The organism is Spirosoma aureum, assembly GCF_011604685.1.
Lineage (GTDB): Bacteria > Bacteroidota > Bacteroidia > Cytophagales > Spirosomataceae > Spirosoma > Spirosoma aureum.
In genome coordinates, this window is sequence record NZ_CP050063.1 from 2,995,225 (window position 1) to 3,010,058 (window position 14,834).

The 14,834-nt window shown below is 46.8% G+C and carries 13 protein-coding genes; 8 read left to right on the forward strand and 5 right to left on the reverse strand.

Annotation, left to right across the window (positions count from 1 at the left end):
* Positions 1-51: 51 nt before the first annotated feature.
* The 3 genes from G8759_RS11845 to aat all read right to left on the reverse strand — a co-directional run bounded on the left by G8759_RS11845 (position 52) and on the right by aat (position 3,147).
* Positions 52-1,302, reverse strand: coding sequence for a glutamate-5-semialdehyde dehydrogenase (locus tag G8759_RS11845; RefSeq protein WP_167208172.1), 1,251 nt, complete (start codon positions 1,300-1,302; stop codon positions 52-54).
* Positions 1,303-1,385: 83 nt separating this feature from the next.
* A complete protein-coding gene (gene proB / locus G8759_RS11850) occupies positions 1,386-2,420 on the reverse strand; it encodes a glutamate 5-kinase (protein ID WP_167208174.1) in 1,035 nt (344 codons plus the stop codon).
* Between the two features lie 85 nt (positions 2,421-2,505).
* On the reverse strand, positions 2,506-3,147 hold the full coding sequence (gene aat / locus G8759_RS11855; RefSeq protein WP_167208176.1) for a leucyl/phenylalanyl-tRNA--protein transferase: 642 nt from the start codon (positions 3,145-3,147) through the stop codon (positions 2,506-2,508).
* A 562-nt stretch (positions 3,148-3,709) separates the two neighbouring features.
* Between aat and G8759_RS11860 the strand changes: the two genes are divergently transcribed.
* The 6 genes from G8759_RS11860 to G8759_RS11880 all read left to right on the forward strand — a co-directional run bounded on the left by G8759_RS11860 (position 3,710) and on the right by G8759_RS11880 (position 11,172).
* Positions 3,710-5,743 carry a DUF3857 domain-containing protein gene (locus tag G8759_RS11860; RefSeq protein WP_167208179.1) on the forward strand — a complete coding sequence of 678 codons (2,034 nt, stop codon included), beginning with the start codon at positions 3,710-3,712 and terminating at the stop codon, positions 5,741-5,743.
* Positions 5,744-5,750: 7 nt separating this feature from the next.
* Positions 5,751-6,044: a hypothetical protein gene (locus G8759_RS35845; protein ID WP_232074216.1), complete on the forward strand. Its 294-nt coding sequence runs from the start codon at positions 5,751-5,753 to the stop codon at positions 6,042-6,044.
* Positions 6,020-7,660, forward strand: coding sequence for a DUF3857 domain-containing protein (locus G8759_RS11865; protein WP_232074217.1), 1,641 nt, complete (start codon positions 6,020-6,022; stop codon positions 7,658-7,660). The genes G8759_RS35845 and G8759_RS11865 overlap by 25 nt, the downstream gene beginning before the upstream one ends.
* Positions 7,661-7,716: 56 nt before the next feature.
* On the forward strand, positions 7,717-8,334 hold the full coding sequence (locus G8759_RS11870) for a hypothetical protein (protein ID WP_167208181.1): 618 nt from the start codon (positions 7,717-7,719) through the stop codon (positions 8,332-8,334).
* 174 nt (positions 8,335-8,508) lie between these two features.
* A complete protein-coding gene (locus G8759_RS11875; protein ID WP_167208183.1) occupies positions 8,509-9,546 on the forward strand; it encodes a DUF6807 domain-containing protein in 1,038 nt (345 codons plus the stop codon).
* A 96-nt stretch (positions 9,547-9,642) separates the two neighbouring features.
* A complete protein-coding gene (locus tag G8759_RS11880) occupies positions 9,643-11,172 on the forward strand; it encodes a hypothetical protein (RefSeq protein ID WP_167208185.1) in 1,530 nt (509 codons plus the stop codon).
* A 63-nt stretch (positions 11,173-11,235) separates the two neighbouring features.
* On the opposite strand, the gene G8759_RS11885 is transcribed toward G8759_RS11880, so the two are convergent.
* The gene (locus G8759_RS11885; protein WP_167208187.1) at positions 11,236-11,631 is read right to left on the reverse strand and encodes a hypothetical protein; all 396 of its coding nucleotides are present in this window, start codon (positions 11,629-11,631) and stop codon (positions 11,236-11,238) included.
* A 223-nt stretch (positions 11,632-11,854) separates the two neighbouring features.
* Here G8759_RS11885 and G8759_RS11890 point away from each other — a divergent pair, with 223 nt between their 5' ends.
* Both G8759_RS11890 and G8759_RS11895 read left to right on the forward strand, forming a co-directional pair.
* The gene (locus tag G8759_RS11890; protein WP_167208189.1) at positions 11,855-13,360 is read left to right on the forward strand and encodes a 4Fe-4S binding protein; all 1,506 of its coding nucleotides are present in this window, start codon (positions 11,855-11,857) and stop codon (positions 13,358-13,360) included.
* A 157-nt stretch (positions 13,361-13,517) separates the two neighbouring features.
* Positions 13,518-14,210 carry a type 1 glutamine amidotransferase domain-containing protein gene (locus G8759_RS11895; protein ID WP_167208191.1) on the forward strand — a complete coding sequence of 231 codons (693 nt, stop codon included), beginning with the start codon at positions 13,518-13,520 and terminating at the stop codon, positions 14,208-14,210.
* A 60-nt stretch (positions 14,211-14,270) separates the two neighbouring features.
* On the opposite strand, the gene rfbC is transcribed toward G8759_RS11895, so the two are convergent.
* Positions 14,271-14,816, reverse strand: coding sequence for a dTDP-4-dehydrorhamnose 3,5-epimerase (gene rfbC / locus G8759_RS11900; protein ID WP_167208193.1), 546 nt, complete (start codon positions 14,814-14,816; stop codon positions 14,271-14,273).
* Positions 14,817-14,834: the final 18 nt, after the last annotated feature.

Consider the following 14,834-nt stretch of genomic DNA (forward strand, 5'->3'; position numbering starts at 1 on the left):
CACGTTCTGTTTACAAAGAAAAAATTCTGATGGATTAAGCGTTTGCTTTTGTTACCATCTTACCTGCCCATCGCCAACAACTACCCATTTTTCGGTCACCAGTTTTTCGAGGGCAAATGGCCCGCGGGCGTGTAGTTTCTGAGTCGAAATGCCAATTTCGGCCCCCAATCCAAACACTCCTCCGTCAGTGAAACGGGTAGATGCATTGGCGTAAACAGCAGCGGCATCAACTTCGAACAGAAAGCGGTCAATAAGCGACTGATCCTGCGATAAAATTGCTTCAGAATGCCGCGACGAATACGCCTGAATATGCGACAACGCGTCTTCGAGTCCGGCAACGACCTTTACGGCACATTTGTAATCCAGAAATTCACGTCCAAAATCGTCAGGGCGAGCGTGTTGTAGGTTTTCGTATCCGGCTTTCTCGAAAATGTTGTATGAAGATTCGTCGGCAAAAACCTCAACGTTCCATTTCCTGAAATCATCCGTCAGCATGGGCAGAAAGGTATCCGCAATGGCTTCATCGACAAGGACGCAATCGAGGGAGTTGCAAACCGACGGACGTGAAACGCGTGCATTAACAACAATGGCAGCCGCTTTGTCCAGATCTGCCGTTTTTTCAACGTAGGCATGACAGACACCAGCACCTGTTTCGATGGTAGGCACCAGCGAGTTTTTGCGAACAAACTGAATCAGCGATTCGGAACCGCGGGGAATAATAATATCGACATAACGCGTTGCTGTCAAAAGCTCATTGACAACGGCCCGATCGGGCGGTAACAGCGTTACAGCAGCCTTAGGTACGCCAAATTCTTCCAGAACGCCCTGAATTAATCCGATCAGATAACGATTGGAAAAATCAGCTTCTTTGCCACCTTTTAAAACGCAGGCATTACCCGACCGCAGGCAAAGCGACGCGACATCGACCGTTACATTGGGTCGGGATTCATAAATGACGCCAACAACACCCAGCGGAACCGCAATTTTTTTTAGTTTCAGCCCCTGCTCAATCGTACGCTCAAAAATGACTTCACCAGCCGGATCGGGTAGCTGAGCTACATCCCGCAGACTTTTGGCTAGATCGGCAATGCGTGCTTCTGTCAGCTTCAACCGGTCGTATTTCGGGTCCGTTTCCGGCATTCGGTCAAGATCTTTCTGATTCTCAGTAATAATCTCAGCCGTATGAGACGCCAGAACGTCGGCAAGCCGGTTCAGTAACTCGGTCTTCTGTTCTGAGCTGAGCCGTCGAACGGCCGCAGAAGCCTGTTGCGTATCCTGAAGGAGTGGGGTGATCGGTGTCATAAAAGTAACACGGACGGCTATGTCCGAGCATAAAGTCAGGCAACTAGTTGTATTACAACCGGACGTGACCATCCGGGCAACGGCTACAAAAGTACAATATCATTTGCATTTGCTACCTCAACATTTTGCTGATTAAGCTGTTGCGCCAGCGTTGCGGATGATATACGGGCTCGCGCAACCGCAATGGTCATTTCCTGTTCATCCAGAATTTCGACCATTTCGCCAGTAGCAAATTCGCCTATCACGTCACGCACGCCAACTGCCAGTAGGCTTCGACGTTGTTGCAGCGCCCGTACAGCGCCTGCATCGACCCATATCTGTCCAACAGCCAGGCTACCACTGCCCAGCCAGCGGTTGCGAGCCGACATGGTTGTTGGTTGAGGTGAAAATTCTGTTCCAGTTTCACCTCGCAGGGCCTTTCCCATGCTATCGGGTTCGTTAAGCCCAAAAATGACGACCCGAATTCCCATGCGTGTAGCGAGCTTGGCAAACGTCAGTTTAGAGGCCATTCCACCCAGGCCCAGTGATGATTTCTCGGTTCTGACGACACTGAAGATTCGTTCATCGAAGTGAGTGACTTGCCGGATAATCTGCCCATCTGCATCCAGCAATCCACCGACGGAGGTACATAACATCAGGGCTTCTGCCCCAAAACCAACAGCAATTAATGTCGCCAGCTCGTCGTTATCCGAAAATTTAAGCTCTCGATTGCTGACAACGTCGTTTTCGTTGGCAATGGGAATAATATCGTTGGCCCAAAGCTCCTCATACGTTTGTTTGAGTTGCAGAAACTGGTCACGGTTGGCAAAGTGGTGCCGTTCGCAAAGGCTCTGCGCAATAGAAATGCCGTAAATCGAAAAAAAACGAGAATACTGATTGAGTAGCAACAGGTTACCAACTGCGGCAGCGGCTTTACGCTGACTAATATCACCCCGATAATCCCGGATTTGAGCTTTGCCTGCACCGACTGCGCCCGACGATACCAGTACAATTTTATAGTAGGGGTGCAGTGCCGCCACTTGCCGGGCAATGTCCACCATAACAGGTTCATTCGGTTCGCCCGTGGATTTCGTAATGGACGCCGTTCCGAATTTAAGTACAAGAACAGGTTTTGACATGTAAAAATCCCTTTTATCAGCGAAGATGTTCCTGAACAAAAGGGGCACAAAAATAATGATTGCTGGCAAGATGTGTGTATGCAGGCTAGTCAGTTACCGAATCATCTGCATGGTTTCTGAATAAATGCTCCAGCACAGGCTCGGTAAAACGGGCTTTCTTACGGAGGGCCGATTTGAGTTGTTTCATGTAGTCCGCTTTGGGAATTTCAATAGCCCCATAACGTCGAACATTGTCGTTAATGAATTGAGTGTCAAGGAGTTCAAATTTCTGCTCACGAAGCGTCATGATCAGGTAATGAAACGCGACTTTCGAGGCATTATCGACAAGATGAAACATCGATTCGCCAAAAAAAACAGCTCCCAACGATACACCATACAATCCGCCAACTAAACGGTTGTCTATATACGTTTCGATGCTGTGAGCAAGCCCCATCCGGTGTAACTCCGTATAAGCCTCAATAATTTCTTCTGAAATCCAGGTGCTGTCTGTCTCCGATCGGGGCAGCGAACAGTATCGCATAACCTGTTCAAAATCAGCATTTACCCGAATGTCAAAATGTTTTTTATTTAATACAGGACGTAACGAACGGGCTGGTTTGTAGGTATCGATCGGAATTACAGCACGCGGGTCGGGCGCATACCAGTAGAGCGTACCGTCTGCGTCGGCCATCGGAAAAATACCGTGGATGTACCCGTAAATCAGGTCGTCGGCGGTCAGCTTGTTCATTAAAATTGACGGTGCGTTCCAGGACAAAGATAGCGATTTCTATGAACAGTTATCACGCCTATTGCTGGCTCTATTTCTGAAATAATGCCCTTATTTTAAACGTCTGGATATGAGTGGACGTAATAAATTGGGCATCTGGTTATAAAATTTCAATTATAGCTTCCTGCTGCCATCCTCATTTATCTGTTTATTTAGAAAAATCGCTATTTCACCTCTTTATGACGGCTAGTTATTACTTACTTGAGACTGATGGTAAACTCCGTTTAAATCAGAGTAAGTTTTGGAGGATTCATATAGTTCAGAAAACCCCAAAGCTTAGTGTCAATAAGTGATAGAATCGGTCCTGACCGTTCGTTTCGAATCTCGGATTACTTTTCTTCATTGCCGATCCGTTATCATTTCCATGAATATATTGCTCAAGTTTTGTACGAATGATCAGCCAATGTAATTAACTTATAGAGTAAAAATGGATAAATGACTAGTAAGAATTAGTCTATATTTTGAGATAAGTTCATTAAATAATACCTTTCCGCCCTTAATTCATTCATACTACCCACCATTTATGGTCCCTACTTTTACCTGGTATCGTCTACTTATTGTAGCCGTATGTTTTTGGTTGTGCCTTTCTATTGCATTTGCCCAGAAGAAAATCGATCCAGGCCCAGCCATTAAATTTGGTAAGATCACCCCCGACCAGTTTACGCATACCATTTCAGATTCCAGCGCAGAAGCCGTGGTTCTTTACGATTATGGAGAGGTAACCTTTGAGCATAATGCCACTGATTTGTGGCTTGTATCCCAGCATCATATCAGGCTACAAATCCGTAAGAAATCGGCCTACGATCGAGCGACAATTGAACTGTTTACCCGTCGTGGAAAGGCAGGGCAGCATGAATTTATCTCGGATTTTGAGGCCTATACCTATAAACTGGTTGATGGAAATGTATCTTTTGACCGACTGACCGACGCTGGCCACTTTACCGAAAAAGCATCAGATCAGTTTTGGATTGAAAAATATACACTGCCCAACGTCCGGGAAGGGGCTATCCTTGACTATAAATACACCGTTCATACGCCCTTTAGTGTTAATCATAATCCTCGAACGTGGCGATTTCAGCAGGATATACCGGTTAAATGGAGCGAATACCGTATCACGATCCCTGATTATTTCTATTACAAAATGCTGATGAGTGGCTACCTGAGCATGGTGGTTAATGAACAGAAAAAGAGTTCTATTGATCTCCTGCCAGGCCAGGGGAGTGTGTCGGCCTCCTCCTATCGGTTCGCCATGAAAGATGTACCGGCTTTCAGAGATGAGGCTTACATTACAACGGATGACGATTACCTGTCCAAAATTGATTTTGAACTGGCCAGTTATCAGTTACCCGGCGCTGGTGGTCTACGGAATCATAATTTATCGGTTGGCTGGGATGCTATGGATAAAACGCTCCTTAGTGATGCCAACTTTGGCGGACAGATCAAGCGGGCTGGTTTTATGCGGGAAACGGCCAGATCACTACTAGCTCAACAATCAGATACCCTGTCGCGCATAAAAGCAGCGTATGATTTTATCCGGAAAACTGTCAAATGGAACGATGAGGCTTCGCTATGGTCGATGGATGGTATTAAGAAGGTTTTCGATAACAAAAAAGGCAATGCCGCCGATATCAACCTGATGCTGGTTGCACTCCTGCGTGAAATGGACATCAGTGCCAATCCGGTTATTCTTAGCACTCGCTCGCATGGGCGAATTAGTGAAGCCTACGCGTTATTGAAAAAGTTTAATTACGTTATCGCGCAGGTATCCGTTGGCGGGAAAGATATGCTGCTGGATGCTACCGATCCTTACCTAACGCCCGGAATGCTTCCCGTACATTGCCTGAACGAAACCGGACGACTTGTTCATGAGACGAACTCCCGTTTTATACCCTTGCTGGCGCTGGAGCGCGACGTTGATATGCATACGGGTTCATTTACAATTGATGCTGAAGGAGAGGTGTCGGGTAAGCTGCTCCATTCTCACGGTGGCTACAGCGCCCGGAAAGCCCGCAAGCAATTTGCCAAAGAAGGAAAATCGAAATTTCTTGAAAACATTCAAAAAACAAGACCTGCCTGGCAGATCGAGATGGCTGATTTTTCAGGAGCTGATGTATCAAGTAGTGCCTTTAACGTAGAGTACACAATGGCTATTCCGGAGGCCTGTTCCAGAGCGGGAGATCGGCTCTATTTCAGACCTATGCTGACTGAAGCATTCGCGGCTAATCCATTTAAGGAACTGGAACGACTTTACCCGGTAGATTTTGGCGTACCAATGGAGAAGACATTTTCGGTTACGTATACGTTACCGACCGGCTTTCTGGTAGAAGAAATGCCCAAGCCAGTATCCATGCTACTTCCTCAGGATGGCGGCCGATTTTTGTTTCAGGTATCTGTCAATGCAGCTAATCAGATTCAGATTGCCAGCCGGATTGTGCTACGCCGTCAACTATATCTCACCGAAGAATATGGCTCTTTACGGGAGTTGTTCAGTCGAATTGTGGCGAAACATGCCGAGCAGATTGTTCTGAAACGTGGAACCGTAGCGGAGAAGAAATAAGTAAAGCATGAAAAAACTTCTTTCACTAGCCCTGTTGGTTAGTCAAACGGTCTGTGCCCAGGTCGAGTACCAGGCCGGTATAGTAGAGCCTGCGCTAAAAGAAAATGCACACGGCGTAGTTCGTCGGCATGAAACAACATTTACTGTCAAATCAGCAGGAGAGGCTACTCAGCGCGTGCGTAGTGTTATCACAGTGCTGGATGAGCAGGGTGATGAGCATGCCAAAATGGTAGTCGGTTATGATAAATTGTCTAAAATAACCAACCTGGAAGAGCTTTGTACGATGCATCGGGGAAATTGATCAGGAAACTTAAGAAAGCTGATATTGAAGATTATAGTACCTATTCAGACTATAATTTATTCGACGATAACCGGCTCAAAGCAGCCTCCTTCCCGAAGCAGCCAACCTATCCGTACACGGTTGAATTTATTGTCGTGACTATCGAACGCAACCTGATGTTTTATCCGACGTGGATTCCCCAGGATAAAGAGCATCTGTCCGTTGAGCAGGCGACGTTTACGTTGAATATGCCACCAGGACTTGCGTTGCGCTACAAAGAAGTGAATATTCCAACACCTGTGGTCGAAGAGATGGCTGCAAACGGGAGTAAAACGTATGTTTGGAAACTGGCCAATCGTCCGGCAGTCGAATTTGAACCGCTGTCGCCACCGGCACGAGAGCAGTTACCCATCGTTTATACAGCTCCGACAGACTTTGAAGTACAGGAATATAAGGGAAAAATTACCAACTGGAGCGATGTAAGCCGATTTTATTATAGCCTCAATGATGGTCGTGATCGCATACCGGAAGACCTGCGTCGGCAGGTGATCGAATTGACAAAAAATGAAGCGTCCACAGTTGGGAAAGTTCGTAAGGTTTACCACTTTTTACAGGAGCAGACTCGCTATGTAAGTGTTCAGCTCGGCATAGGCGGTTGGCAAACCATTGAAGCCGAGAAAGTGGCTGTTAGCAATTATGGCGATTACAAGGCATTGACAAATTATACGATGGCAATGTTAAAGGCAGCTGGTGTAGTGGCTTACCCGGCGTTGGTGCGAGCGGGCGAAAAAGAGCCGGATACCATGTCGGATTTTCCGAGTTTCCAGTTTAACCATGTTATTTTATGCGTGCCTGATAAACGGGATACGCTCTTTCTGGAGTGCACAAGCAGCCATGATCCGGCCGGATATGTCAGTGATTTTACCGGAAACCGGCATGTTCTGCTTATTTTGCCGGAAGGTGGCCGATTGATAAAAACGCCTGCCTATCAGCCAGCAGATAATCTTCAGCAACGACGGATCGCCATTAAAATCAACGAACAGGGTGATGCTGCAGCTCAAGTGATAACGCGCTATACGGGTCTGCAACAGGACGATTATGGCAGCATTCTTCATCGCCTGAACCACGATGATCAGCGCAGCTGGCTTATCAAACGGATTACCATACCTGCGTTTGAATTAAACACGTTCGCGTATAGCGAACAGGTGGGCGACGTACCTGCCGTCATTGAAACACTGGAGCTGACTATTCGGCGGTGGGCGAATGCCAGTGGTACGCGCCTGTTTTTACCCCTTAATCTGATGTCATCGCTTTCGTCGGCAACACCCTTGACGCAATCCCGTAAGTCGCCGATGGAGTTAGGATCGGCTTATGATTTTATTGATAGCGACACAATTACCTACCAACTTCCTAAAGGGTATTTGCCAGAGTATAGAATAGATCCCCTGAAAATTGACTCGAAATTTGGGACATATACGGCGCAGTTAGTAATGGAAGGTGACCGGGTTGTCTATATTCGGCGTGTAATCATGCATCGGGGGCGCTTTCCAGCCACGGCTTATGCGGAGTGGGTAGATTTTCGTAAAAAGGTTGCCAAAGCAGATCGGGCCCAGCTAGTGTTCGTTAAAAGTAATTAAACCAAACCCTTTCCGTACTGTCGAACGTTACGTGTAAAATGATTTAACAATTGACCATGAAAAAAGGACTTATTTTAGCGCTGGTTGCCCTGCCATTACTGTTTAGCCAGTGTAGTATGAACAAGCAGATTTCGCAGGCGAAAACTCTTGGCGATTGCCGCTATACGATTGCGTCGGCCGACAGTATTTATCTGGCAGGAATAGATGTCCGGCAATTGCGTAAGCTAGAAGACCTCAATCCGGCCCGGTTTCCGCGTTTAGCCACTGGCCTGCTGACACGCAATGTCCCGCTGGATGCCCGAATTAATCTTGATATCACAAATCCGACCAATAAACTGGCCGGTATCAATCAGTTAGAGTATAAAATTCTGCTGGCTGGTCAGGAATTGTTTAATGGTTTCCTGAATCAGCGGATTGAAGTGCAGCCCGGTGGAGGCCGGACCCGTGTTCCGGTTCGCCTGAACACTAATGCCTACCAACTTCTGACCGATCCTAAAACCCGAGATGCATTTACCCAACTTGTGCAGAATCTGTCGGGAGCTTCAGGTACACAGGCATCAAAACTGACCATCCGAATCAAACCAACGTTGGATTTGCTCGGCAAACAGGTCAATTATCCGGGTTATATTACGATTGATCAGGACGTGACAAACAAAATTTTGATGGGGAATTAAGGTAATTGGGAAACCGATATTTATGCGGATCAAGTGACCCAATCGGTAATCTCTTCCAATTCCCGACCGCATATATCAGTAGCATTTCGTTGGCCCTGGCTTTTTAGGCCGGGGCTTTTTTACAATAGCCCAATCCAGATAGGGCTTATTAAACCGATTAAACGATACAACCCGATGCGCCAACTCATTTTTACCTTGCTGCTTGCTACCACAGCAACGCTATCGCAAGCCCAAACGAACCGGATTCAACTAACCCACGACGAAGCCAAAAAGCGAGTGGATGTTACCATAGATGGCAAGCCATTTACGGCCTACATTTATCCCGGCCCAACTGTGCTTAAAAAGCCCGTTCTCTATCCGATTCGGTCGGCAGGCGGGAACTTTATTACGCGGGGCTGGCCAATGGACCCACGACCCGGCGAACGAATCGACCATCCGCACCACGTTGGTATGTGGTTCAACTATGGCGATGTGAATGGCCATGATTTCTGGAATAACTCAACGGCTGTTGGCCCTGAACACAAAGGTCCGTTCGGAACCATCGTTCATACGGGCGTCAAATCGATGAAAAGCGGCAAGGATAAAGCAGAACTAGTTGTCACGGCCGACTGGCTCGATAAAGACAATAAAGTGATGCTTCAGGAAACGACAACCTACGAGTTTAAGGGAACAACTGATAGCCGGACCATTGATCGTGTTACTACGTTGAAAGCGGTGGATAAGGAGGTCGTTTTCAAGGATAATAAAGAAGGGCTCATTGCACTTCGCCTGGCCCGTCAGCTCGAACAACCATCAACCAAACCCGAAGTATTCACGGATGCGCAGGGTGTAGCGACAAAAGTGCCCGTACTCGACAATGCCGGTGTAACGGGGAAATACCATAGCAGCGAGGGGATAGAAGGCGATGCTGTCTGGGGCACACGGGGAAAATGGGTAAATCTGACCGGAACAGTTAATGGAGAAGCCGTATCGTTAGTGTTGTTAGACCATCCACAAAATGTTGGTTATCCAACCTACTGGCATGCCAGAGGATATGGATTGTTTGCCGCCAATCCGTTAGGACCTTCAGTTCTTTCGGAAGGAAAGGCTCCTGCTCTGAACTACACGCTCCCGGCGGGCAAATCGGTTACGTTCAGATACCGGTTGCTGGTGCGGTCTGGCAATACGCCCAATACGTTTATTGATGAGCAAATTTCAGCATTTAACCGTTAATCATAAACGCGTTATTCTATAGGGTGCAATTGGCATATTTATTGTTGAGGATCATACAAGTACATACAATCAGTAGTACGTATGCCTTGCACCCCTATGCGAATTTTATCTTTCCGACTTTGTGTTAGTATCTGGCTGGTAACAATAGGGGCGGTAAGCGCTCAGCTGAGGACGGCTCCGAGCTCAACAAAAGGCCGTGTTGGTACTTACACGCCACATGATCCAGCTGTAACCGCGTTTAGCGGCTTACAAACGATTCAGAATGACCGTATAATGGTTGGTGTAGATTCTCGGTATGGAGGAGCTATTACCTACCTGTCGTTTGCCAATGGTGAGAACATGGTCAATAATTTTGACCTTGGCCGCCAGGTGCAGGTTGGCCTGTACAGTGGTCCTAATCCGTATACCGAGAAAGGCAAGCAACCGAACCCTAACTGGACTGGATTGGGCTGGAATCCAATTCAGGCGGGTGACGTTTACGGTAATCCATCCGATATTTTGGCCTTCCGGAAAGAGGCTAATCTGTTGTATGTAAAGACCCATCCCCGGCATTTTGCCCTCAATGACGTGTTGGGGGAATCGTATATAGAACACTGGATACGATTAGAGAATAACGTAGTGAAAGTTCACGCAAAAGTGACACTCTTTCGATCGGACCAAACCAAATATGAAGGTCGTCAGCAGGAAATGCCGTGTATTTATCTGAATGGCAATTATCACAATATATATGCTTACACAGGTAATAAACCATTCTTAAACGATGGGCTAACGCAGATACGCCCACCTATTGGTTTCGGCGATATTCACCCGACAGAACCCTGGATGGCTTCAACGGATGACAGAGGTTTTGGTGTTGGGCTTTTTTCTGAGAATTCGTATGATTGGAAAAAAGGCTATTTTGGTACTGATCTGGCTGGGGATGAATTTACGGCTGATGCTTCTTACATTGCCAATACACCGTATATTGTTTTTGATCATAACTTTACGCATGAATGGGATTATGAAATGGTCGTTGGGCATATTACCGACATTCGGCGGTACATGTACGATAAACCAAGGCCAGAAACTGGCCCAAATTATCGGTTCGATACATCGCGCAAAGGCTGGCATTATTTCAATGCTGTCGATTCGGGATGGCCTGTTCAGGGTAATTTGACTGTTCAGCTGACCAACAAACAGCGGGATCTTATCCAATCGCCAAATGTTTTCTGGCAGGGTAGCAGTAACCCTAAACTATACCTGCGGGCTGCCTTTCAAACGCAAAATACCGCTTTTCGTCTATCGTGGAGAAAGCCTGATGATGCTACTCTTTATCGAACTGAGGATCAGTATATTGATTTCCCGATTATTAATGATGGTCAATTTCACACTTATGAAATTGACCTAAGTAATAAGCAGGGCTGGCTGAATGCTAACATTGGGCTGATTGAGTTTCGGCCGCCACCAAATGGGCCGGATGTTAACGGCTGGGTAAAAATGGAATGGCTGGCCACCAGTACCAATGGCCCTAAGGGGAATAATAATTCTGTAGTTGTTGTACCCAATGACCCTCTGGCTCCTGCTGTTTGCGAACCCGGTATCGCCCCTGTAAGCGTACAAAAAATCCGTCTGATACATGGGCATTAATAGCCGTATCTGTCCGGAAAGGATCATGCAATAGGGGCACTCGGTTGAGTGCCCCTATTGGCATTAGTTAAGATGTACCAGCGCAGAACGGTAGACGCGCCCTTCGAGTGTGTCCATCCACGATCGGAGGGTATTATTCTCGTAGCTGGCGCGGTTGAGTTCTGCGTCGATCTGACGAAGGAGAAAGAATAACTGATGAACGTGCTGCCACTGTTGATGCAGCCGATTTGTATCCTGCAACGTACGTGCCTGCTGCCGTGCTTCCTGCGTTAATTGGCGCAGGCTCATTTTCAGGTGGTAGCGCAGAATCATCAACCGGCTGGCCATCGGTAGCTCTGCCGGATTACGTTCCATATGTGAAATTCCCTTAGCAAGCACATTATTGCGCTGCTGGAGCTGATCAGAAACAATCATCCAGGCATGTTCGGCCTGAAGTGCTTCATAAGAGACAGTTTTCATGGCAATCAGTACAATACGGTTTACGAACAAATATACATATTACGCCGACTTTTCAATGTGTTAATTCTTGGTTTCGGAAAATTTTAATTTGTTAAACGGTAGTATAGCCGATGATTAGACAAGAATAATGCAATTCGGTTTAATCGACTTTCAAAAACTACCGGCTAATCAACCGCGTATATAAAAAGGTTGGCTTACATTGCTATCCCAAATCAATTCTATTATGAAATCCCTGCATCGTTTCGGCCTGGTTCTATTCATTACTGGGTTCGCCTGTTGGATTTTTACGCTGACCTTAAGCCAATACCGCCTGACTGATGCGATTATCAATCAGGTTGTCAAAACAGAACATAAGGCTGTTGTACATAGGCAAACGGCCTTCATAAAAGATAAACTCTATTCAAGTAACTGGGCGTTTATTAAGGATTTTCGGGGAGCAATTGCTACGTACAATGCCGATATGCGGGCTAAAAAAGCCTGGAGTGAGGTTATTTACGACAATTATACGTTCGACGTAGCGAAACGTGCATCACTCGGAATGCTGACGACTAATAACGTATGGATTTGGTTTTGGTTGAGTTTTGGGCTGGCTACTCTAGGTGGTTTGCTGTATGCATGGGCAGGGACTAAACGACTGCCCGGAATTCAAAATAATCGACAGTATCGACACCCGGCTACCGATCGGGGGTGGATTGGAATTAGTGTGGGGGTTTTTCTGATCGGATTTTATATTGCACTTTATTTTTATCCGGAGTACCTGACCAATTGGGTGTTGTTAGTAGACCCAATTAGTCGTGCGCTGAACGCTGGTCCGGCCAGTCGCTGGTTTCTATATGGGTTTTTATACACGCTGGTAATTCTGGTCATGGGGATTCGGATGCTGATAAATTATCGACACAGCCGATACCAACAACTTCGTACCTTATCGGTCATGTTCTTCCAGACGGCATTTGCGTTCCTGATTCCAGAAATCATGCAGCGACTTAATCAGCCGTATCAGGATCTGAAAAATATCTGGCCACTCGATTATACATTCTTCTTCGACTACAAGCTAAATGAAAAATTACAGGCTGGTTCGCTGGGTATTTTTATGCTCGTGTGGGGTATTGTTCTGGCGCTGGTAGCGGTGCCGGTGATGACCTATTTCTTTGGCAAACGTTGGTATTGTTCATGGGTATGCGGTTGTGGGGGACTGGCAGAAACGCTCGGCGATCCGTATCGGCATTTATCGGATAAGACGCTAAAGGCCTGGAAAGCTGAGCGGGTTATCGTTCATGGCGTTTTAGTGTTTGCGGTGGTCATGACACTGCTGGTACTTTATACATACTTTACCGGCCAGTCGACTGTGCTTGGTTTTCTGGATAGTTATAGCATCCGCTCAACCTACGGTCTTTATATCGGTTCGATTTTTGCAGGTGTGGTAGGAACGGGCTTTTACCCGCTGATGGGTAATCGTGTCTGGTGTCGATTTGGCTGTCCACTGGCGGCTTACTTAGGGCTGGTTCAGCGGTTTAAATCCCGCTTTCGGATTACCACCAATGGCGGACAATGCATTTCGTGCGGAAATTGTTCGGCTTATTGCGAGATGGGAATTGATGTGCGCGCCTATGCGCAGCGTGGGCAGGATATCGTGCGGTCGTCGTGCGTTGGATGTGGCATATGTTCGGCAGTCTGTCCGCGCGGAGTGCTCAATCTGGAAGTTGGGCCGGTGTCATCGCGGAAGATTTGATCCTAACGGATCGCATTCAGGAGGCTACGGAAGAGAGTAAGCTGATTGGTAGCGGACAGATTCAGGAAAACCCTTTATCTTCGTGTCTCCCGTGGGCGGTTGTATAGGGCAAACTGTTCACTTTCTGCTGAAGACTGTCCCTGCCTACTGTTGACACATGGACCCTATTTATAAAGCGTTAATCGTTTGTACTAACCATACAGACTACCCAACTAAACCGCATAAAACTGGACTTTGGTTGAGCGAAGCGACGCATTTTTACGATGAACTTGCTGACCGTAAATTGCCCTATGACATCGCAAGTCCGAATGGTGGCCGAGTGCCAATCGACGAAAAAAGTATTGACCGACGTGATACCATTAACGAAAAATGGTACAACGATCCCATATTTCGGCATAAACTCGATAACTCATTACGGTTAGACGAAGTAAATCCAGCCGACTATCAAATCCTGTACTTTACGGGTGGTCATGGCACTATGTGGGATTTCCCGAATAATCAGGCCTTACAAAACATCACCCGGTATATTTATGAAAATGGAGGGCTGGTGGCCGCCGTTTGCCATGGAGTAAGTGGCCTGTTAAACGTCAAACTTTCCGACGGTTCACAACTGATTGACAACCGGCAGGTAACTGGCTTCTCAAATATGGAAGAAAAGCTAGTTCGTCTCGATGATCAGGTACCCTTTCTTCTGGAAGATGCATTGCGGCAAAAAAATGCGCTGTATAGCAAAAGCCTCATTCCATTTTTACCCTACATTGAGGTAGATGAGCGCCTGGTTACAGGGCAAAACCCACTGTCGGCGCGGAAAGTTGGCCGGAAGGTGATGGAGGAAATGTATGAGAAGTAAGTAGTCCTTTTTATAAGCCAGCAGGCAGGATGGCGGATACTGCCTGCTGACCTATGGTCCTTAAACGACTACATCGGGAAATACTTCGCGCAGGAATTTTAATTCTAAGTCCTTTTCAGAAACAATGGGATTAGTGACACCCCAATCAATATTCAGGTCAGGGTCGTTCCAGATAATACCCGTTTCAGACGCTTTGTTGTACACATTCGTACATTTATAGCTGAAAATACTGTCTTCCAGGGCTACGAAACCATGCCCGAACCCTTCAGGAATGTAGGCCATATTGGCTAGTTTCGCGTCAAGCAGAAACGTTTCATATTGCCCGAATGTGGGTGAATCTGGACGTAAATCGACGGCTACGTCAAGTACCTGACCAGTAATAACCCGGACAAGCTTGCCTTGTGCAAAAGGTTCGTTTTGCATGTGCAGCCCGCGGAGTACACCTTTCACCGAGAACGATTGGTTATCCTGTACAAACTCCATCGGCAAGCCCAGCGCCGTAAACAGCGTTTTATTGTAGGACTCGAAGAAGTAGCCACGTTCATCTTCAAACACGCGGGGAATCAGTTCAATCAGGCCACTAATAGCCGTTTCGCGAACCTGCATAGAGAATAGTTGAATAGT

Excerpts from the sequence above, each read along its gene's own strand:
- G8759_RS11895 (WP_167208191.1), top strand. The coding sequence starts at position 13,518 with ATGGACCCTATTTATAAAGCGTTAATCGTTTGTACTAACCATACAGAC.
- G8759_RS11870 (WP_167208181.1), top strand. The coding sequence starts at position 7,717 with ATGAAAAAAGGACTTATTTTAGCGCTGGTTGCCCTGCCATTACTGTTT.
- G8759_RS11875 (WP_167208183.1), top strand. The coding sequence starts at position 8,509 with ATGCGCCAACTCATTTTTACCTTGCTGCTTGCTACCACAGCAACGCTA.
- rfbC (WP_167208193.1), bottom strand. The coding sequence starts at position 14,816 with ATGCAGGTTCGCGAAACGGCTATTAGTGGCCTGATTGAACTGATTCCC.
- proB (WP_167208174.1), bottom strand. The coding sequence starts at position 2,420 with ATGTCAAAACCTGTTCTTGTACTTAAATTCGGAACGGCGTCCATTACG.
- aat (WP_167208176.1), bottom strand. The coding sequence starts at position 3,147 with ATGAACAAGCTGACCGCCGACGACCTGATTTACGGGTACATCCACGGT.
- G8759_RS35845 (WP_232074216.1), top strand. The coding sequence starts at position 5,751 with ATGAAAAAACTTCTTTCACTAGCCCTGTTGGTTAGTCAAACGGTCTGT.
- G8759_RS11860 (WP_167208179.1), top strand. The coding sequence starts at position 3,710 with ATGGTCCCTACTTTTACCTGGTATCGTCTACTTATTGTAGCCGTATGT.
- G8759_RS11845 (WP_167208172.1), bottom strand. The coding sequence starts at position 1,302 with ATGACACCGATCACCCCACTCCTTCAGGATACGCAACAGGCTTCTGCG.
- G8759_RS11880 (WP_167208185.1), top strand. The coding sequence starts at position 9,643 with ATGCGAATTTTATCTTTCCGACTTTGTGTTAGTATCTGGCTGGTAACA.
- G8759_RS11890 (WP_167208189.1), top strand. The coding sequence starts at position 11,855 with ATGAAATCCCTGCATCGTTTCGGCCTGGTTCTATTCATTACTGGGTTC.
- G8759_RS11885 (WP_167208187.1), bottom strand. The coding sequence starts at position 11,631 with ATGAAAACTGTCTCTTATGAAGCACTTCAGGCCGAACATGCCTGGATG.